The sequence below is a fragment of the Mesorhizobium sp. B2-3-12 genome (assembly GCF_006442205.1).
Classification (GTDB): domain Bacteria; phylum Pseudomonadota; class Alphaproteobacteria; order Rhizobiales; family Rhizobiaceae; genus Mesorhizobium.
Genome location: NZ_VFVR01000001.1, coordinates 887,950 through 902,946, shown reverse-complemented (window position 1 = coordinate 902,946; position 14,997 = coordinate 887,950). Strand labels below are relative to the sequence as shown.

General features: G+C 63.7%; 11 protein-coding genes. 4 read left to right on the top strand and 7 right to left on the bottom strand.

Going from position 1 to position 14,997, the window contains the following annotated elements; genetic code table 11:
- The first annotated feature begins 9 nt into the window (after nt 1-9).
- Together FJ948_RS04385 and metF are read left to right on the top strand one after the other, a co-directional pair.
- Nucleotides 10-1,032 carry a metalloregulator ArsR/SmtB family transcription factor gene (locus tag FJ948_RS04385; protein ID WP_140701941.1) on the top strand — a complete coding sequence of 341 codons (1,023 nt, stop codon included), beginning with the start codon at nt 10-12 and terminating at the stop codon, nt 1,030-1,032.
- Nucleotides 1,032-1,949, top strand: a complete 918-nt coding sequence (metF, locus tag FJ948_RS04380; protein WP_140701940.1) for a methylenetetrahydrofolate reductase [NAD(P)H] — start codon at nt 1,032-1,034, stop codon at nt 1,947-1,949. Before FJ948_RS04385 ends, metF begins: the two co-directional genes overlap by 1 nt.
- Nucleotides 1,950-2,377: 428 nt before the next feature.
- Here the strand turns inward: metF and FJ948_RS04375 are convergent, their stop codons facing one another.
- Entirely contained in the window at nt 2,378-3,292 is a 915-nt protein-coding gene (locus tag FJ948_RS04375) for a DMT family transporter (protein WP_140701939.1), read from the bottom strand.
- A 210-nt stretch (nt 3,293-3,502) separates the two neighbouring features.
- On the opposite strand from FJ948_RS04375, the gene FJ948_RS04370 reads away from it, so the two are divergent.
- The gene (locus FJ948_RS04370) at nt 3,503-4,723 is read left to right on the top strand and encodes an alanine racemase (protein ID WP_140701938.1); all 1,221 of its coding nucleotides are present in this window, start codon (nt 3,503-3,505) and stop codon (nt 4,721-4,723) included.
- Between the two features lie 87 nt (nt 4,724-4,810).
- Here the strand turns inward: FJ948_RS04370 and FJ948_RS04365 are convergent, their stop codons facing one another.
- Both FJ948_RS04365 and FJ948_RS04360 read right to left on the bottom strand, forming a co-directional pair.
- Nucleotides 4,811-5,989, bottom strand: coding sequence for a lytic murein transglycosylase (locus FJ948_RS04365; RefSeq protein ID WP_140701937.1), 1,179 nt, complete (start codon nt 5,987-5,989; stop codon nt 4,811-4,813).
- 174 nt (nt 5,990-6,163) lie between these two features.
- Nucleotides 6,164-6,964 carry a GH25 family lysozyme gene (locus FJ948_RS04360; protein ID WP_140701936.1) on the bottom strand — a complete coding sequence of 267 codons (801 nt, stop codon included), beginning with the start codon at nt 6,962-6,964 and terminating at the stop codon, nt 6,164-6,166.
- A gap of 283 nt (nt 6,965-7,247) precedes the next feature.
- Here FJ948_RS04360 and FJ948_RS04355 point away from each other — a divergent pair, with 283 nt between their 5' ends.
- Nucleotides 7,248-8,627: a serine hydrolase gene (locus FJ948_RS04355; RefSeq protein ID WP_140701935.1), complete on the top strand. Its 1,380-nt coding sequence runs from the start codon at nt 7,248-7,250 to the stop codon at nt 8,625-8,627.
- Nucleotides 8,628-8,782: 155 nt separating this feature from the next.
- On the opposite strand, the gene FJ948_RS04350 is transcribed toward FJ948_RS04355, so the two are convergent.
- The 4 genes from FJ948_RS04350 to FJ948_RS04335 all read right to left on the bottom strand — a co-directional run bounded on the left by FJ948_RS04350 (nt 8,783) and on the right by FJ948_RS04335 (nt 14,838).
- On the bottom strand, nt 8,783-9,091 hold the full coding sequence (locus FJ948_RS04350; protein ID WP_140701934.1) for a HigA family addiction module antitoxin: 309 nt from the start codon (nt 9,089-9,091) through the stop codon (nt 8,783-8,785).
- Nucleotides 9,092-9,197: 106 nt separating this feature from the next.
- Nucleotides 9,198-9,878: a class I SAM-dependent methyltransferase gene (locus tag FJ948_RS04345; protein ID WP_140701933.1), complete on the bottom strand. Its 681-nt coding sequence runs from the start codon at nt 9,876-9,878 to the stop codon at nt 9,198-9,200.
- Nucleotides 9,875-11,173, bottom strand: coding sequence for a DUF3419 family protein (locus tag FJ948_RS04340; RefSeq protein ID WP_140701932.1), 1,299 nt, complete (start codon nt 11,171-11,173; stop codon nt 9,875-9,877). The genes FJ948_RS04345 and FJ948_RS04340 overlap by 4 nt, the downstream gene beginning before the upstream one ends.
- Nucleotides 11,174-11,205: 32 nt before the next feature.
- The gene (locus tag FJ948_RS04335; RefSeq protein ID WP_140701931.1) at nt 11,206-14,838 is read right to left on the bottom strand and encodes a hydantoinase B/oxoprolinase family protein; all 3,633 of its coding nucleotides are present in this window, start codon (nt 14,836-14,838) and stop codon (nt 11,206-11,208) included.
- Between the last annotated feature and the right edge of the window lie 159 nt (nt 14,839-14,997).

Below are 14,997 nucleotides of genomic sequence, written 5' to 3'. Positions count from 1 at the left end.
AATGCGCTCATGCACGTTTCGCTCGACACCATGGTGGATACGCTGAAGGCTGCGGCCGAATCCAGCCGGCTGCGCATATTGGCACTGTTGTCGCGCGGCGACCTCACAGTGTCCGACCTTACCGAGATTCTCGGCCAGTCGCAGCCACGTGTCTCGCGGCATCTGAAACTGCTGCTCGAAGCGGGGCTGATCGGCCGCTACCAGGAAGGGTCATGGGCATTCTTCCGCTTGTCGGATGCCGATTCGGCGCGCGATTTCGTGCTGAGGCTGGTGGCCGGCATTCGTGACGCCGACCCGCAGGTCGAGCGCGATCTGGAGCGGCTGGCTTCCGTCAAGCGCAAGCGCCAGGACCGCGCCACCGAGTATTTTTCGCAGAACGCCGCGAGCTGGGATCATATCCGTTCGCTGCATGTGCCCGACCGCGCCGTGGAGGCCGCGATGCTGAAGCTGGTCGGCAAGCGGCCGTTCCAGTCCATGCTCGACCTTGGCACCGGCACCGGGCGGCTGCTCGAAATCTTCTCGCCGCTCTACCGGCGCGGTGTCGGCATCGACATGTCGCGCGAGATGCTGACCGTGGCACGCGCCAATCTCGACAAGGCCGGCGTCTCGAATGCACAGGTGCGGCAGGGCGATATCTTCTCGCCGCCGGTTGAGCGCGATGCGTTCGATCTCGTCACCATCCACCAGGTGCTGCATTATCTCGACGATCCCGCCCGCGCCATCCATGAGGCGGCGCGGCTGCTGCGCCCCGCGGGCCGTCTGGTCATCGTCGATTTCGCGCCGCACGCGCTGGAATTCCTGCGCGACGAGCATGCCCATATGCGTCTCGGCTTTTCCGACCGGCAGATCGGCGAGTGGTTCTCCGAAGCCGGCCTCGATCTCGAGGATGCCCAGGAATTCGAACCGCGCGGCGGCAACGAGGCCAGGCTGACCGTCAAGCTTTGGCTTGGCCGCGACCGGCGCCTGCTGATCGCTGATCCCGCCAATGCCAGCCAGCAGACCAGAGTGAGCTCGATAGGGGAAATCGCCTGATGAACCAGTTTCGCTTTTCCCGCCGTCCCGATATCGGCGACAAGGTCAGGGTTTCGTTCGAGTTCTTCCCGCCGAAGAACGACGAGATGGAGGCGAGGCTGTGGGATACGGTCACAAGGCTGGAGCCGCTGCAGCCGAAATTCGTCTCGGTGACCTATGGCGCCGGCGGTTCGACGCGTGAGCGTACCGCGCGCACCATCGGCCGCATCCTGAAGGAGACCAGCCTGACGCCGGCCGCGCACATGACCTGCGTCGACGCGGCCCGCCACCAGGTCGACGCCGTGATCCGGGAATTCACCGACATGGGCGTGAAGCGCTTCGTCGCCTTGCGCGGCGATCCGGCGGAAGGCGTCGGGGCTGCCTACCGGCCGCATCCGGACGGCTACGCCAATGGCGCCGAGCTGGTGGGCGCGCTGAAGGGCGCCGGCGATTTCGACATCTCGGTTTCTGCCTATCCCGAAAAGCACCCGGAAAGCCCCGATTTCGCCACCGACATCGACATGCTCAAGCGCAAGGTCGACAATGGCGCGACGCGGGCGATCACCCAGTTCTTTTTCGACAACGATCTCTACGAGCGTTACGTCGAGCGCGCGCGCCGGGCCGGCATCTACATTCCGATCGTGCCAGGCATCCTGCCGGTGCACAATTTCACCCAGGTCGCCAATTTCTCGGCGCGCTGCGGTGCGCTGGTGCCGGCGTGGCTGGCCGAGCGCTTCGATGGCCTGCAGAACGACCCGCAGACGCATGCGCTGGTGGCATCCGCGGTGGCCGCCGAACAGGTCCTGGACCTGGTCGAGCGCGGCGTCGGCGATTTTCACTTCTATACGATGAACCGGGCCGATCTCGTCTTCGCCGTCTGTCACATGATCGGCATCCGCTCGCACGAGCCGGACGTGGCCGGATCGGCTGCCGCCTAGGGGTCAGCCGGACAAGCAAAAGGCCGGGTAAAAACCCGGCCTTTCGAATTGGTTGGACTATTAGGTGCTGGTCTTCCCCGTCTTGGCGGGTTCAGGGAAGGACGCCCATAATGAGGGCGCCGATGAAAGCAAACGCAGCACAAATCATCAATGCGTTGATTGGCCTCGTAAGTCCCATGACATAGCCTCCTCTTAAAGAGCTATCCCCGGAGTCTAGGTTCATTTGTGCCACAGGCAAGCGGAAAATATGCTGCATTGCGACGTGATTGTGGATTTTGCGACCCAAGTTTCGCCGTTAGCCGTTGAAACTCCTTGTCAAAACCCCGCTTCGGACCTGTGAATAAATTGTGGCGGGACGGTGTCGTTGGTGTGTCATGACAGCGCTACCTCCGCGAAAGTCACATTCGACTTTCGCGACATGCCTCGCCTTAGCGGCGCGCGAATATGCGTCCGTCGATGGTGACGAGGCCAAGGCCGATCAGCACCACGCCGCCGATCTCGAACAGTTCGAGCCGTTCGCCCAGGAAAAGAAAACCGAGCAGCATGGCGCTGGCCGGCACGACCAGGGTGACCAGCGAAGCGTTGGTGGCGCCGGCCGAGGCGACGAGGTTGAAGTAGAGGATGTAGGCAAAGGCGGTGGACAGGAGCGCCAGCGCCAGCACGGCCGCCCAGACCGGCGGCGAAGCGGAGAACAGGCCGGACGTGCCATGGGCGAAGAGCACGATCGGGATCATGATGATGGTCGAGGCCGTCAACTGTCCGGTGGCGATGACCGGCGAGGGCACGCCCTTGAAGCGGCGGGCGACCATCAGCGCGACGCCATAGGATAGCGAGGCGCCGATCAGCGCGAACTTCGCCCAGGCCGGGCCGCCCAGGTTGGCAATCAGGCCTGGACCGATCATGACAGCCGTGCCGGCGATGCCGAGCGCGATGCCGGCGAGCTTGTTCCAGGACAGTTTTTCGTCCGAGGTCAGGGCGTTGGCGAGGATCAGCGTCCAGAACGGCGTCGTGGCGTTGAGGACGGAGGCGACACCGGCGCCCAACTGGGTCTGGCCGGCGAAGATCAGCGAGAAGGGGACGACGTTGTTGGTGAGGGCCAGCAGGAAGAACAGGCCGGCATGCGGCAGAGCGAGGCGGAAGGACGGGCCGCGTAGGCCGAGATAGACCTGCAGCGCGACCGCCGCGATAGCGACGCGAAACAGCACCAGCACCAGCGGGTTAAGTTCCGCCACCGCGATGCGGGCGAAGAAGAACGAGCCGCCCCAGATCGCGCCAAGCAGCAGCAACTGGCCCCAGTCCTTGAGCGCCATCGGTCCCCGTGGGGCGGTTGCTGCTATCGCCATGTGATTTGTCCCCCAAGGCGGCTCCAGGCCGGCCAGCCAGACGGAAGCCATATCGGGTTCGGCGACAAGGGCCACCCGAAACCTGACCGACAGCCAAGCTTCCCGGCAAAAAGGCTACTGCCGCACCGTCAGCGGTGCGAGACACAGAATTGTTTTCATTAGCCGCTAGCTTGGATTAATTGTGCGCAGGCTGAAGTCGAGGATTCGTCCATGCAGCGATTCGAGAATGCCCGCGAGGCGGCACTGGCGCTTCGCCCTGACGATCCGGTCTATTGCTTTCGTCCGCAGGTCTTGAAGGCCGACGCCAGGCAGTTCATGGGCATGTTCCCCGGCAAGACCGCCTATGCGGTGAAGACCAATGGCGAGCAGATCGTGCTGAAGACCTTGGTCGAGGCCGGCGTCACCGCTTTCGACGTCGCCTCGCCAGGCGAGTTCGCCGCCGTGCGCGCCGTCTCGCCCGATGCCGAGATGCTCTACATGCACCCGGTCAAGGCGCAGTCGGATATCAAGCTGGCGCTGGAGAAATACGGCATCCGCGTCATCTCGCTCGACCATGAGGACGAGATCACCAAGCTGACGCGGGTGGTGCGGGCGCTCGACATCGATCCCGGTGCGGTCACCGTCTTCGTGCGGGTGCAGACCAAGGGCCATGCCGCTTACGAATTGTCGAAGAAATTCGGCGCCGGGCCGGCCTATGCCGTGGAACTCGCCGAGCGGTTGAACCGCACAGGCTACAAGGTTGGCCTGTGTTTCCATGTCGGCAGCCAGATCGAGGATCCCGACACCTATGAGCGGGCGCTGGCCTCGGCCGACTGGGTGCGCAACCGGCTGACCTTCGACATTGCCGGGCTCGATGTCGGCGGCGGCTTTCCAGCCGAATACGGCCATGATCCCAACCGCAAGCAGATCGAGATGCCATCGCTCGGCCAGATCATGTCGCGGCTGTCGGGCGACCTGAAGGAATACCAGTTCGACCAGGTGCCGCTGGTGGCGGAGCCGGGCCGGGTGATCGTGGCGCGCTGCCTGTCGCTGATCGTGCGCGTGCTGTTGCGCAAGGGCAAGCGTCTCTACATCAATGACGGCATCTGGGCGTCGCTGTCGGATTCATGGACCGGCAAGATCACGCTGCCGGCGCGCTTCATTCCCGATCCGGCGATCCGAACGCGCAATGGCGACGAGAAGAACATCGTGCCGTTCAAGGTGTGCGGCGCGACCTGCGATTCCGTCGACATCCTGTCGCGGCCATTCTGGCTGCCCGAAACCGTCGACACCGGCGACTGGATCGAGATCGGCCATATCGGCGCCTACTCGCTGTCGCTCAGGACCCGCTTCAACGGCTTTTATCCCGACACCTTCGTCGAGGTGACGACGCCCTTCGACGAGGGCGACGCGCCGCAAGGCTTTGCGAGCCTGGAGACGATGGCGGATTAGGAAAAGAGTGAGTAGTGAGTAGTCAGTAGGGAATTCTCCATATTTCACTACTCACTACTCACTACTCACTACTCACTACTCACTACCTTACAACTTCCCCAACAACTCTGGCGTCGGCCAGCCATCCACCGGCATGCCCAACCGCATCTGTTCCCTGCGGATCGCTTCACGGGTGTTGGTGCCCAAAATGCCGTCGACGGTGCCGACGTCGTAGCCTCTGGCTTCGAGCTTGGTCTGCAGTTCCTTCATCTGGTCGTTGTTGAGACCTGGCTCGGGATTGCGCGGATCGAGCGGCGGCGCGCCGGCGAGCCGCGCGGCGAGATTGGCCGCGGTCAGCGCGTAGGTAAAGGACTGGTTCCATTCGAGATAGACGTCGAAATTCTCATAGGTGAGGAAGGCCGGACCCTTGCGGCCCATCGGCAGTGCCAGGCCGGCCTTCAGGCCCTTGTCGACCAGCGGCGAGCCGTTGGGATTGGTGACGCCCCACTGCGCCCACTGCGTCAGCGGCAGTTTGTTGGTGCGCCCGGTCTGGTCCCACGGCATCTCCTCGGGCACGCGCACTTCCTGGATCCAGGGCTCGTCGCGCTTCCAGCCGCGCGACAGCACCTTGTTGCCCGTGGTCATGATCACGTCCGGCACGCTGTTTCGCAGGTCAATCTTGCCGTCCCCATCGCCGTCGACGCCGCGCGCAAGATAGTCGGACGGCAGGATCTGCGTCTGGCCGATTTCGCCGGCCCAGGCGCCCGTGACATCGGCCGGCAGCACGCCGCGATCGATCAGTTCCAGGAGCGGCACCAGTTGCTGCCGGAACAATTGCGGGCGGCGGCAGTCATGCGACAGGGTCACCAAGGCGCTCAGCGTATGGAAATCGCCCTGGACGGCGCCGAAATCCGTTTCAAGCGCCCAGAAGGCGGTGATGACAGGCGCCTGGACGCCGAATTGCTGGTCGGCGCGGGCGAAGATGTCGGCGTATTTCTTCATGTTCGCCGCACCTTGCTTCAGCCGGTAGGCCGAGATCATGCGGTTGGAAAACTGGACGAAGGTTTGCGTGAAGACGCCCTGCGCGCGGTCGCGCGCCAGGGCCCTCGGGTCAAAAGTGGCATCCTCCAGCGCATCGAGACCCACGGCGCCGACACCGGCGGCCTTGGCTTCCGCCGCGACGCCCTGTTTCCAGGTTTCGAAATCGCCGCCGCATTCCTGCGCCATCGCCGGCAAGGCCGTGGCGCACAGAAACAGCGCCGCGAGGGCTTGGGAACGCAGTCGCATCAGCTTCCTTTCGAAACGAAGAGGGCATTGGCGTGCCTGGAGCCTAACGCCCTGAATTACCAGCGGTTGCACTCTTTACCGCTGGTAGTGTCGAAAAGCAGGCGGCAGGCCCGGTGTCAACGGTTCTTCTGCCGCAGCCGCCATTCCAGCCGGCTTCGCGACCGTTAGCCGGTATCAGCGCGTGTTCTGCCGCAGCCACTTGTTCCAAGCGGCTTCCGAGCCGTTGAAGACGTTGATGTCGGATTTGCCGGTCATGCCGGGAACGATACCGGTTCCGGTGTACTGCCAGAAGGTGAAGGGGTGGCTGCCATATTTTTCGCGTGGGTGGCCGGCGACGGAGCGCAGCCAGTAGGGATAGCCGCGGAAGGTCGACAATTCATTGTCGTCGAAGAAATCGACCGAGGTGTAGATGATCGGTTTCTTGCCATAATGCCGCTCGACGATTTCGAGGAAGGTGGTCATCTCCGCGCGTACCGTGGCCGGGTCGGGGCGCAGGCGGCAGGTCGGCGATTTCGGATTCCATTCCATATCCAGCACCGGCGGCATGGCCGAGCGGTCGACAGGCACATTCTGGATGAACCAGCGCGCCTGGGTGGCCGCCGGCGTGCAGAAATAGAAGAAATGATAGGCGGCGCGTGGAATGCCGTTGGCTTTCGTGCGCGCCCAGTGCTCGCTGAAATATTCATCGAAACGGTCGCCGCCCTCGGTCGCCTTGATGAAGGCGAAGGAAATGCCGCTGGCCCTGGCCGCCGGCCAGTCGACCGAGGTCTGGTATTTGGAGACGTCGGTGCCGTGGACAACATAGTTCCATGGCGCGCCGCTGTCCCATTCATGCGGCTTGGAATCGGCGAAGCGCGGCGCGCGCACGGCCACCGTCGGACTGCTCGACGCGGACGGCGACAGCGGCGACAGATCGTCCACGGTCGAGCAGGCGCCGAGCAGCGTCAGCATGAAAAGAACCGCAAGACGACGCATCGCAACTTCCAAGCCGGAATCAGCCGGTCGCTGATGGGTCTGTGCACCGATGGCCTAAATTGGTCTGGCCCCTCCAGACGATAGCCCCACGCATCGCCTGATATCTTGATTTCGTGCATGTCGTTGTTCCAAAACCGCTGTGCACTTTTGGGCGACATGCATCATGTGATCGCCGATCATGGTTGATAATCAGTTGACGGCGCTCGACAAGAGGCCCGATTTTGCCGAAGCAATGGCGGCAATTCGATGACACAAGGGCAGGCGATTGCCTGGGAGGAAACGCATGCGGTTCGTCGTCAAGATCGTCAAATGGCTGCTTGGCCTGATCGTGCTGGCGGTCGCCGCGCTGTTTGCCTGGCTGTATATAGCGCCGCCGGAACTCATCCGCGTCGGTTCGGGCTATTCGGCCAAGATCGTCTGCTCCAACGTCTTCGTCGCCGGGCGCGACGCCAAGGAGGTGCTGGCCGTCGATGTGCAGGCGCCCGGCCACCCGCTGCTGCGGCTGATGCGGGTCTCGGTCGACAAGAACCGGGGGACGGTTTCGGCCGGACTGCTCGGCTTCCTCGGCAAGAGCGAGGCGGTTGCCCGTGACGGGCTGGGCTGCGCTTCGGTCCCGGACGGCGATATCGGCAAGGCGCGGCGCACGGCGGTCCATGCCGAACCCGCGGCGACGAGCCAGGATGCGCTGTGGCCCGAGGGCGAACGGGTCGATGCCTCGCAGAATCCGGAGGTTGCGAAAATCGTCGGCGACGACGCCATGGCCGGCACCGGCATGCGCGCGATCGTCGTGGTCAAGAACGGACGGGTCGTCGCGGAACGCTATGGCGACGGCTTTTCCGCCAAGACGCCGCTGCTCGGCTGGTCGATGACCAAGACGGTGAATGCCGCCATCGTCGGCACGCTGGTCAAGGACGGCAAGATGGCAGTCGACAACAAGGGCCTGTTCACGCCGTGGAAGGCGGATGGCCGCGCCGCCATCAGCCTCGCCGACATGATGGCGATGTCGAGCGGGCTGGAATTCAACGAGGACTATGGCGACGTCGCCGACGTCACGCGCATGCTCTATCTCGAGCCCGACATGGCGGGCTTTGCCGAAGCCAAGCCGCTCACCGGCGCGGTGGGCAAGGTGTTTTCCTATTCGAGCGGCACGGCGGTGATGCTGTCGCGGCTCTGGCAGGACGCGATCGGCGACAAGGCAAAGGCGCTGACTTGGCCACGTACGGCGCTATTCGAACCGCTCGGCATGCACAGCGCGGTGCTCGAGACCGACGAGCAGGGCACTTTCGTCGGCTCTTCCTACCTCTACGCCACGGCGCATGACTGGGCGCGCTTCGGCCAGTTCCTGCTGCAAAGCGGGGTGTGGAACGGCAACCAGATGCTGCCGGCCGGTTTCGTCGACTGGATGCGCGAGCCGGCGCCCGCCTCGAAAGTCTACGGCAAGGGCCAGTTGTGGATAGAGGCGCCGGGCGATGAGGAAACCCCCGGCGCGGGCGTTGCCGCCGGCCTGCCCAAGGACACTTACTGGATGGAAGGCCATGACGGACAGACCGTCGCCATCATTCCCTCCGAGCAATTGGTCGTGGTACGGCTCGGGCTAACGCCGGCCAAGCTCAATTATCGCCCGCAGGCAATGGTCGGGGCGCTGGTGAAGGCGCTGCACTAGAGCAATTCCAGGAGAAGTGTGTAACGGTTTTCCTGGGAGAAGCGCGTAGCGCTTCCCCTTGGGAATTGCGTGGAAACAAAGAGCTAGAGCGGTTCGGCGTTTCTATTAAACGCTGAACCGCTCTAAAGCGGAAGTCGATCGATACAATCTGTCTTCTATGCCGCGGTCGCCAAAGGCTTGGCGCGATCGACACGCGCTCGCTCGTCGGGCGAGTTCATGACCGTCCAAAGATCACTGCGGCGCTGCACGTTGAGCCAGAAATCCGGGCTGTTGCCGAAGACCCGCGCCAGGATGAGCGCGGTCGCAGCCGTCACGTTGCGGCGGTCGTTGCACAATTCGTTGACATGCTTGCGCTGGACCCCCATCGCTTCCGCCAAAGCAGCCTGTGTCAGGCCGAGCGGCTGCATGAATTCTTCCGTGAGGATTTCGCCCACCGTTGCAGGCTTGCGTGTGGTCATCAACATGTGTCACCTCACCTTGAGGTCATACCATAACCGCATCCGCCGGGGGTGGGAATGGAGCGGCAGGTGGCCAGCGCGAATGCGAAAGCGCCCCGAACTCGGGCCACTTTTACCCGAGCTTGATCACAGCCAGCCAGGCATAGCCACGATAAAGCGTGCGAAAACGGAAGGTTGCGCTGGCGCGCTCGGCTTCCGATTCCAGACCGTCACGCAGGGATTCGCGTGGCGTGACGTGGAATTTTTTCAGCCACCCGCGCAGCAAGGCGCGAAACCACCCCGGCAGGCCTTCCTGCTGGCCGAAATCGACCACGTGCAGCGAGCCCGTCGGGGTCAGCGCGGCAAGTGCCGCCGAGACCGTCTTCTCCCAGCCCGGGATCATCGATAGCGAATAGGAGACGAAGACCCGGTCGAAGCTGGCTTTGCCGAACAGCGCCTTGGCGGCGAAATCGGTGGCATCGCCCCTTGCCAGCACGACCCGGTCCGACAGGCCTTCGCGGTCGATCGCCTTGCCCGCCGTTTCCAGCATTTCGGCCGAAATATCGAGACCGAAGAAGCGCGCGTCTGGATAGGCGCGGGCGGCGAGGATGATGTTGCGGCCGGTGCCGCAGCCGAGCTCCAGAACGGTGCCGCCCGGCGGTACGTCCAGCCCCGCGATCAGCCGGTCGCGGCCGAGCAGGTAGTATTTGCGCGTCAGGTCATAGATGTGGCGCTGCCAGCGGTAGACGCCGTCCATCAATTCGGCATGGTTAGCCTTGAATTCGGGGCTGGCCGGCAGTTCCGTCGTGCTCATGCCGCGCGCTTCACATAGAGATGGAAGCCGCCATAGATGGCGGAGCGGTCGCGGGCCGAGAATTCACGCGATGCTTCGTCCTTATAGTCCCACTGGTCGAGCAGCGAGGTGGAGACGCGACCTGGCAGCAGGCTGGGCTCGGCGGCGGTGCGGAAGATGACGCGGGCGCCGGCCGAGGCCGTGCGGGTGATCTCCGACCACAGCGCATTGAGCTGGTCGTCGGTCATCCAGTCCTGCGCGTCGAGCAGGATGAAGCGGTCGACGGCGCCGGCATCCTTGCCGGCGAGGAATTCGATCAGGTTGGCATGGTGGATGGCGACGCGGTCGATGTTGCCGCGAATGGTGTCGTAGTTCTGCTTTTCCAGATAGGCGGGCAGGGCGGCCTCGCCTGGTTCCGGGTAGCGGCGGGCGAAAGCCTGCCAGGCGAAGTAATTGTTTTGCAGGGGGAAATCGCAGGCGAGCTTTTCCAGCCGGGCCTTCAGCACGCTGGCCATGGTGCCGTCGCCGGAGGTGATCAGCGAATCGTACTGCGCCGGCGGAATGCCGAGGCCGAACAGGGAAGCCTTGCGCGAGGTCGCCCACTTCAGAAGCTTCCTGTCGAAGACCGGCGCCAGTTCCTCGTTGAAGAAGCGGCGCTGCTCGCCGATATTCCTGGCTTCCATCATGCGCGCCGGGTTGACGCCGAAGAATTTCGCCGTGCGGTGGCCCATGGCGATGAACAGGCCGAGCAGTCCGGTCTGGTAGAAATTGCGGTCGAAAACAGCGATGCGCCTGTTGCCGCGCCAGTTGCGGCGCTCCCAGTAATGCCGGCTGACCGGATCGAGATGCGGCGCGATGAAGCGGTCGTAGGCTTCCGAATTATGGCTGGTATCGGCTGCACCGAAGAAGCGGAACAGGTCGCCTTGCGAGGGCAGATGGCGAACCGCTTCCAGCTTCATGCGGTTCAGCGCGATGTGGGCGGCGTTGAGGTCAACGGCGTCGATCCGTGCCGGCGAGCGGGTGAGATAGGCCAGGATGTTGCAGCCGCCTGACGCGATTGTGACGACGCGGTGGCCCTGGCCAAGCTGCATCGCCTCCATGTCGACGTCAGGGTCTTCCCAGATCTGCGGATAGACCAGGCCGGAAAACAGGAAGGCGAACAGCCGCTCGGAGATGCCGGCTTTTGAAAGCGCGCGGTTCTGGTAGACGGCCTTGCCAACTTCCTTGCCGCGGCGAAAAACCAGATCCGAGGAGACGTCCGTCATGGCAAAGTGATTCCCCATTTGCTTTGCCGCAAGCGGGTAACCCAGGGTCATGACAGGCCAGTGACAGCTTGTTGACGCCTTTCTTACAGCTTGCCAAACCCTCCCGGCGTTGGTGTCCTCAGGATGACAGCCTCGCCTGCCTCAAGCATGGTCTGGTCACAGGCTTTCAGCACATCGACCGTGCCGTCGTTGCGGCGCACCTTGGTCGAGCCGACCTCGCCGTCGCCGCCACCGTCCAGCCCCTGCGGCGGGCGGTTGCGGTGCGAGGACAGGATCGCGCATTCCATCTTTTCGAGGAAGCGGATGGTGCGTCTTGTGCCGTCGCCGGCGCTCCATTTGCCCTTGCCGCCGGAACCCTGGCGGATGTGGAAATCCTCCAGCACCACGGGAAAGCGCAGTTCCAGCACTTCCGGGTCGGTGAGACGCGAATTGGTCATGTGGGTGTGCACGCCCGACGTGCCGGCAAAGCCGCGCCCCGAATTCATATGCCCTGCCGGCGAGCCGGAGCAGATCGTCTCGTAATACTGATATTTCTTGTTGCCGAAGGTCAGGTTGTTCATCGTTCCCTGCGCATTGGCCATCGCGCCCATGGCGCCGAACAGCGCGTTGGTGACGTGCTGTGAGGTCTCGACATTGCCGGCGACGACGGCGGCAGGGTAGGCGGGCTTCAGCATGCAGCCATCGGGAATGACGATGTTGATCGGCCTGAGGCACCCGGCATTCATCGGGATCATGTCCTCGACCATGACGCGGAAGGCATAGAGTACCGCGGCACGAGCGACGGGCTCCGGAGCGTTGAAATTGTTCTTCATGACAGGCGACGTGCCGCTGAAATCGACGGTCGCCTCGCGTTTTTGCCGGTCGACCGATATCCTGACCTTGATCACCTGGCCCGTATCGGTCGGATATTCATACTCCGATGTATCGGGCAGCCGCTCCAGCACACGCCTTACGCTCTCGGCCGCATTGTCCTGGACATGGCCCATATAGGCCTGGACGACATCGAGGCCGAAATGCGTGACCATCTTGCGCAACTCCGCCACGCCTTTCTCGTTGGCCGCGATCTGGGCCTTGAGGTCGGCGATGTTCTGCTGCGGGTTGCGGGCCGGATAGGGGTGGTCGGTGAGCAGCGTATGCAGCTCCGTCTCGCGGAATTTTCCGCGGTCGACGACGCGGAAATTGTCGAACAGCACGCCTTCCTCGTCGACCGTGGTGGCGAGCGGCGTCATCGAGCCGGGGGCGGTGCCGCCAATATCGGCGTGGTGGCCGCGCGAGGCCGCCCAGAAGAGGATGTTTGTCCTGGCATCGTCGAAGACCGGCGTCACCACGGTGATGTCGGGCAGATGGGTGCCGCCATTATAGGGGGCGTTCAAGGCAAAAACGTCGCCGGGATGGATATCGCCGGAGTTCAGCCGGATGATGGTTTCGACCGAACGGTCCATGGAGCCGAGATGCACCGGCATGTGCGGCGCATTGGCGACCAGCGCCCCGGTGTGGTCGAAGACCGCGCAGGAAAAATCCAGCCTTTCCTTGATGTTGACGGAATAGGCGGTGTTCTGCAGCGTCACGCCCATCTGTTCGGCGATCGACATGAAGAGATTGTTGAAGACTTCGAGCATCACCGGATCGGCTTGCGTGCCGAGGGCTGCGGCGCGCGCTTTCTTTTCCGTGCGGCGTATGACGACGTGGTTGACGTCCGTGATTTCGGCCCGCCAGCCAGGCTCGACGACGATGGTCTGGTTCGGCTCGATGATCAAGGCGGGACCAGCGACCAGACTGGACGGCCTGAGGTTTTCGCGGCGGTAGACGCCAGCTTCATGCCACTTGCCTTCCGTGTAGACAGGCCTGGTCTCGGAGGTGTCCGGCTTGGCCTTCGCCGGTCCGGCGGGCGCATGGGCTTCGGCGCTGGTCTGGCCGGTTTCGGTGCCTTCGACGCCGACCGTCTCGACGATCATCGGCTTGTCGTCATAGACGAAGCCGAACTGCGCCTTGTGGGCGATTTCGAAATCGCGCCTGGCCTGGAAGATCGAATCCGCCTCGAAATTCACCGGCAGTGCCGTGTCGGTGCCGTCATAGCGGATGTGCAGCACCGGCTTGGTGGCGACCGCGTTCTCGGCGATGCCTTGCGCCGCCAGCTCCGCGACCACGGCCTTTTTCAAGGTGGCGATGAGGTCGCCGATCTCCGTTCTGGACTCTTCGGCGAGCGGCTTCAGCAGCGCCTGCTGGCGCGAGGCGAACACCGAGGCGAGGCCGATGCCGTAGGCCGAAAGCAGGCCGGAGAAGGGATGGATCAGCACCGCCTCCATGCCGAGCGCGTCGGCGACCAGGCAGGCGTGCTGGCCGCCGGCGCCACCGAAGCAGTTCAGGAGATATTCGGTGACGTCGTAGCCGCGCTGGACGGAAATCTTCTTGATCGCATTGGCCATGTTCTCGACCGCGATGGTGACGAAGCCTTCGGCGACCGCTTCGGGCGTGCGGCCGTCGCCGATCTCGGAGGCCAGTGTTTCGAATTTCGCGCGCACGGTTTGCGCGTCGAGCGGCGCGTCCTGGTCCGGGCCGAAGATCGACGGGAAGAAATCGGGCCGCAGTTTGCCGAGCATGACGTTGGCGTCGGTGACGGCAAGCGGCCCGCCGCGCCGATAGGCGGCGGGGCCGGGATTGGCGCCAGCGGAATCCGGTCCGACGCGGAAACGGCCGGCCTCGTAGTGCAGGATCGAGCCGCCGCCGGCGGCGACGGTGTGGATGCGCATCATCGGGGCGCGCACGCGCACCCCGGCGACTTCGGTGTCGAAGGCCCGCTCATATTCGCCGTCATAGTGAGCGACATCGGTGGAGGTGCCGCCCATGTCGAAGCCGATGACCTTGTCGAAACCCGCGAGCTTGGCCGTCTCGACCATGCCGACGACGCCGCCGGCCGGGCCCGACAAGAGCGCGTCCTTGCCTTGGAACATGTCGGCGGCGGTAAGCCCGCCGGAAGACATCATGAACATGAGGCGGGGGGATTCGTCGTTCCCTCCCGCCGTGCCCAGTTCTCCCGCCACCCTTTGCACATAGCGCGACAGGATCGGCGACAGATAGGCGTCGACGACCGCCGTGTCGCCGCGGCCGACCAGCTTGATCAGCGGCGAGACCTCGTGGCTGACCGAGACCTGGCCGAAACCGAGCTTGCGACAGACCTTTGCCACCGCCTTCTCGTGATCGGGATATTTCCAGGCATGCATGAAGACGATGGCGACGGCGTCGATGCCATCGGCTTTCGCCTGCTCCATGGCCGGCCGGCAGGCCGCGATGTCGAGCAGCCGTTCGACGCAGCCATCGGCGAGCACGCGCTCGTTGACCTCGATGACGCGCTCGTAGAGCTGTTCGGGAAGGATGATCTCCTTGGCGAAGATGTCGGGCCGCGCCTGATAGGCGATCTTGAGCGCATCGCGAAATCCCTTGGTGATGAGCAACAGCACACGATCGCCCTTGCGCTCCAGAAGGGCGTTGGTGGCTACCGTGGTTCCCATCTTGACGTCGCCGATCAGGCCGGACGGGATGGCGGCCGCCGGCTCCAGGCCGAGCAGGTCGCGGATGCCCTGAATCGCCGCATCGGCATAGGCCTCGGGATTCTCCGACAGCAGCTTGCGCGGATGCAGCCCGCCTTGCGGGTCACGGCCGATAATATCGGTGAAGGTGCCGCCGCGATCGATCCAGAAATCCCATTTCGCGGCCATGCCTGTGTCTCCGGTATTGCGTTTGCGGTGTCGTTGTTAAAGCGCCGAAGCGCCGGCAGCAATGTCGCCCGCATGCCATTGATGTTACAGGCGGAAACGCAACGTTACGAAACCCTCGGCCCAGTCACGCATTTTCCCTTCGACCGTTCACCGCAACGT

What these genes read in the sequence shown, in the direction of transcription:
- FJ948_RS04355 (WP_140701935.1), top strand. Translation starts at nt 7,248, where the DNA reads ATGCGGTTCGTCGTCAAGATCGTCAAATGGCTGCTTGGCCTGATCGTG.
- FJ948_RS04365 (WP_140701937.1), bottom strand. Translation starts at nt 5,989, where the DNA reads ATGCGACTGCGTTCCCAAGCCCTCGCGGCGCTGTTTCTGTGCGCCACG.
- FJ948_RS04345 (WP_140701933.1), bottom strand. Translation starts at nt 9,878, where the DNA reads ATGAGCACGACGGAACTGCCGGCCAGCCCCGAATTCAAGGCTAACCAT.
- FJ948_RS04350 (WP_140701934.1), bottom strand. Translation starts at nt 9,091, where the DNA reads ATGTTGATGACCACACGCAAGCCTGCAACGGTGGGCGAAATCCTCACG.
- metF (WP_140701940.1), top strand. Translation starts at nt 1,032, where the DNA reads ATGAACCAGTTTCGCTTTTCCCGCCGTCCCGATATCGGCGACAAGGTC.
- FJ948_RS04335 (WP_140701931.1), bottom strand. Translation starts at nt 14,838, where the DNA reads ATGGCCGCGAAATGGGATTTCTGGATCGATCGCGGCGGCACCTTCACC.
- FJ948_RS04340 (WP_140701932.1), bottom strand. Translation starts at nt 11,173, where the DNA reads ATGACCCTGGGTTACCCGCTTGCGGCAAAGCAAATGGGGAATCACTTT.
- FJ948_RS04370 (WP_140701938.1), top strand. Translation starts at nt 3,503, where the DNA reads ATGCAGCGATTCGAGAATGCCCGCGAGGCGGCACTGGCGCTTCGCCCT.
- FJ948_RS04385 (WP_140701941.1), top strand. Translation starts at nt 10, where the DNA reads ATGCACGTTTCGCTCGACACCATGGTGGATACGCTGAAGGCTGCGGCC.
- FJ948_RS04375 (WP_140701939.1), bottom strand. Translation starts at nt 3,292, where the DNA reads ATGGCGATAGCAGCAACCGCCCCACGGGGACCGATGGCGCTCAAGGAC.
- FJ948_RS04360 (WP_140701936.1), bottom strand. Translation starts at nt 6,964, where the DNA reads ATGCGTCGTCTTGCGGTTCTTTTCATGCTGACGCTGCTCGGCGCCTGC.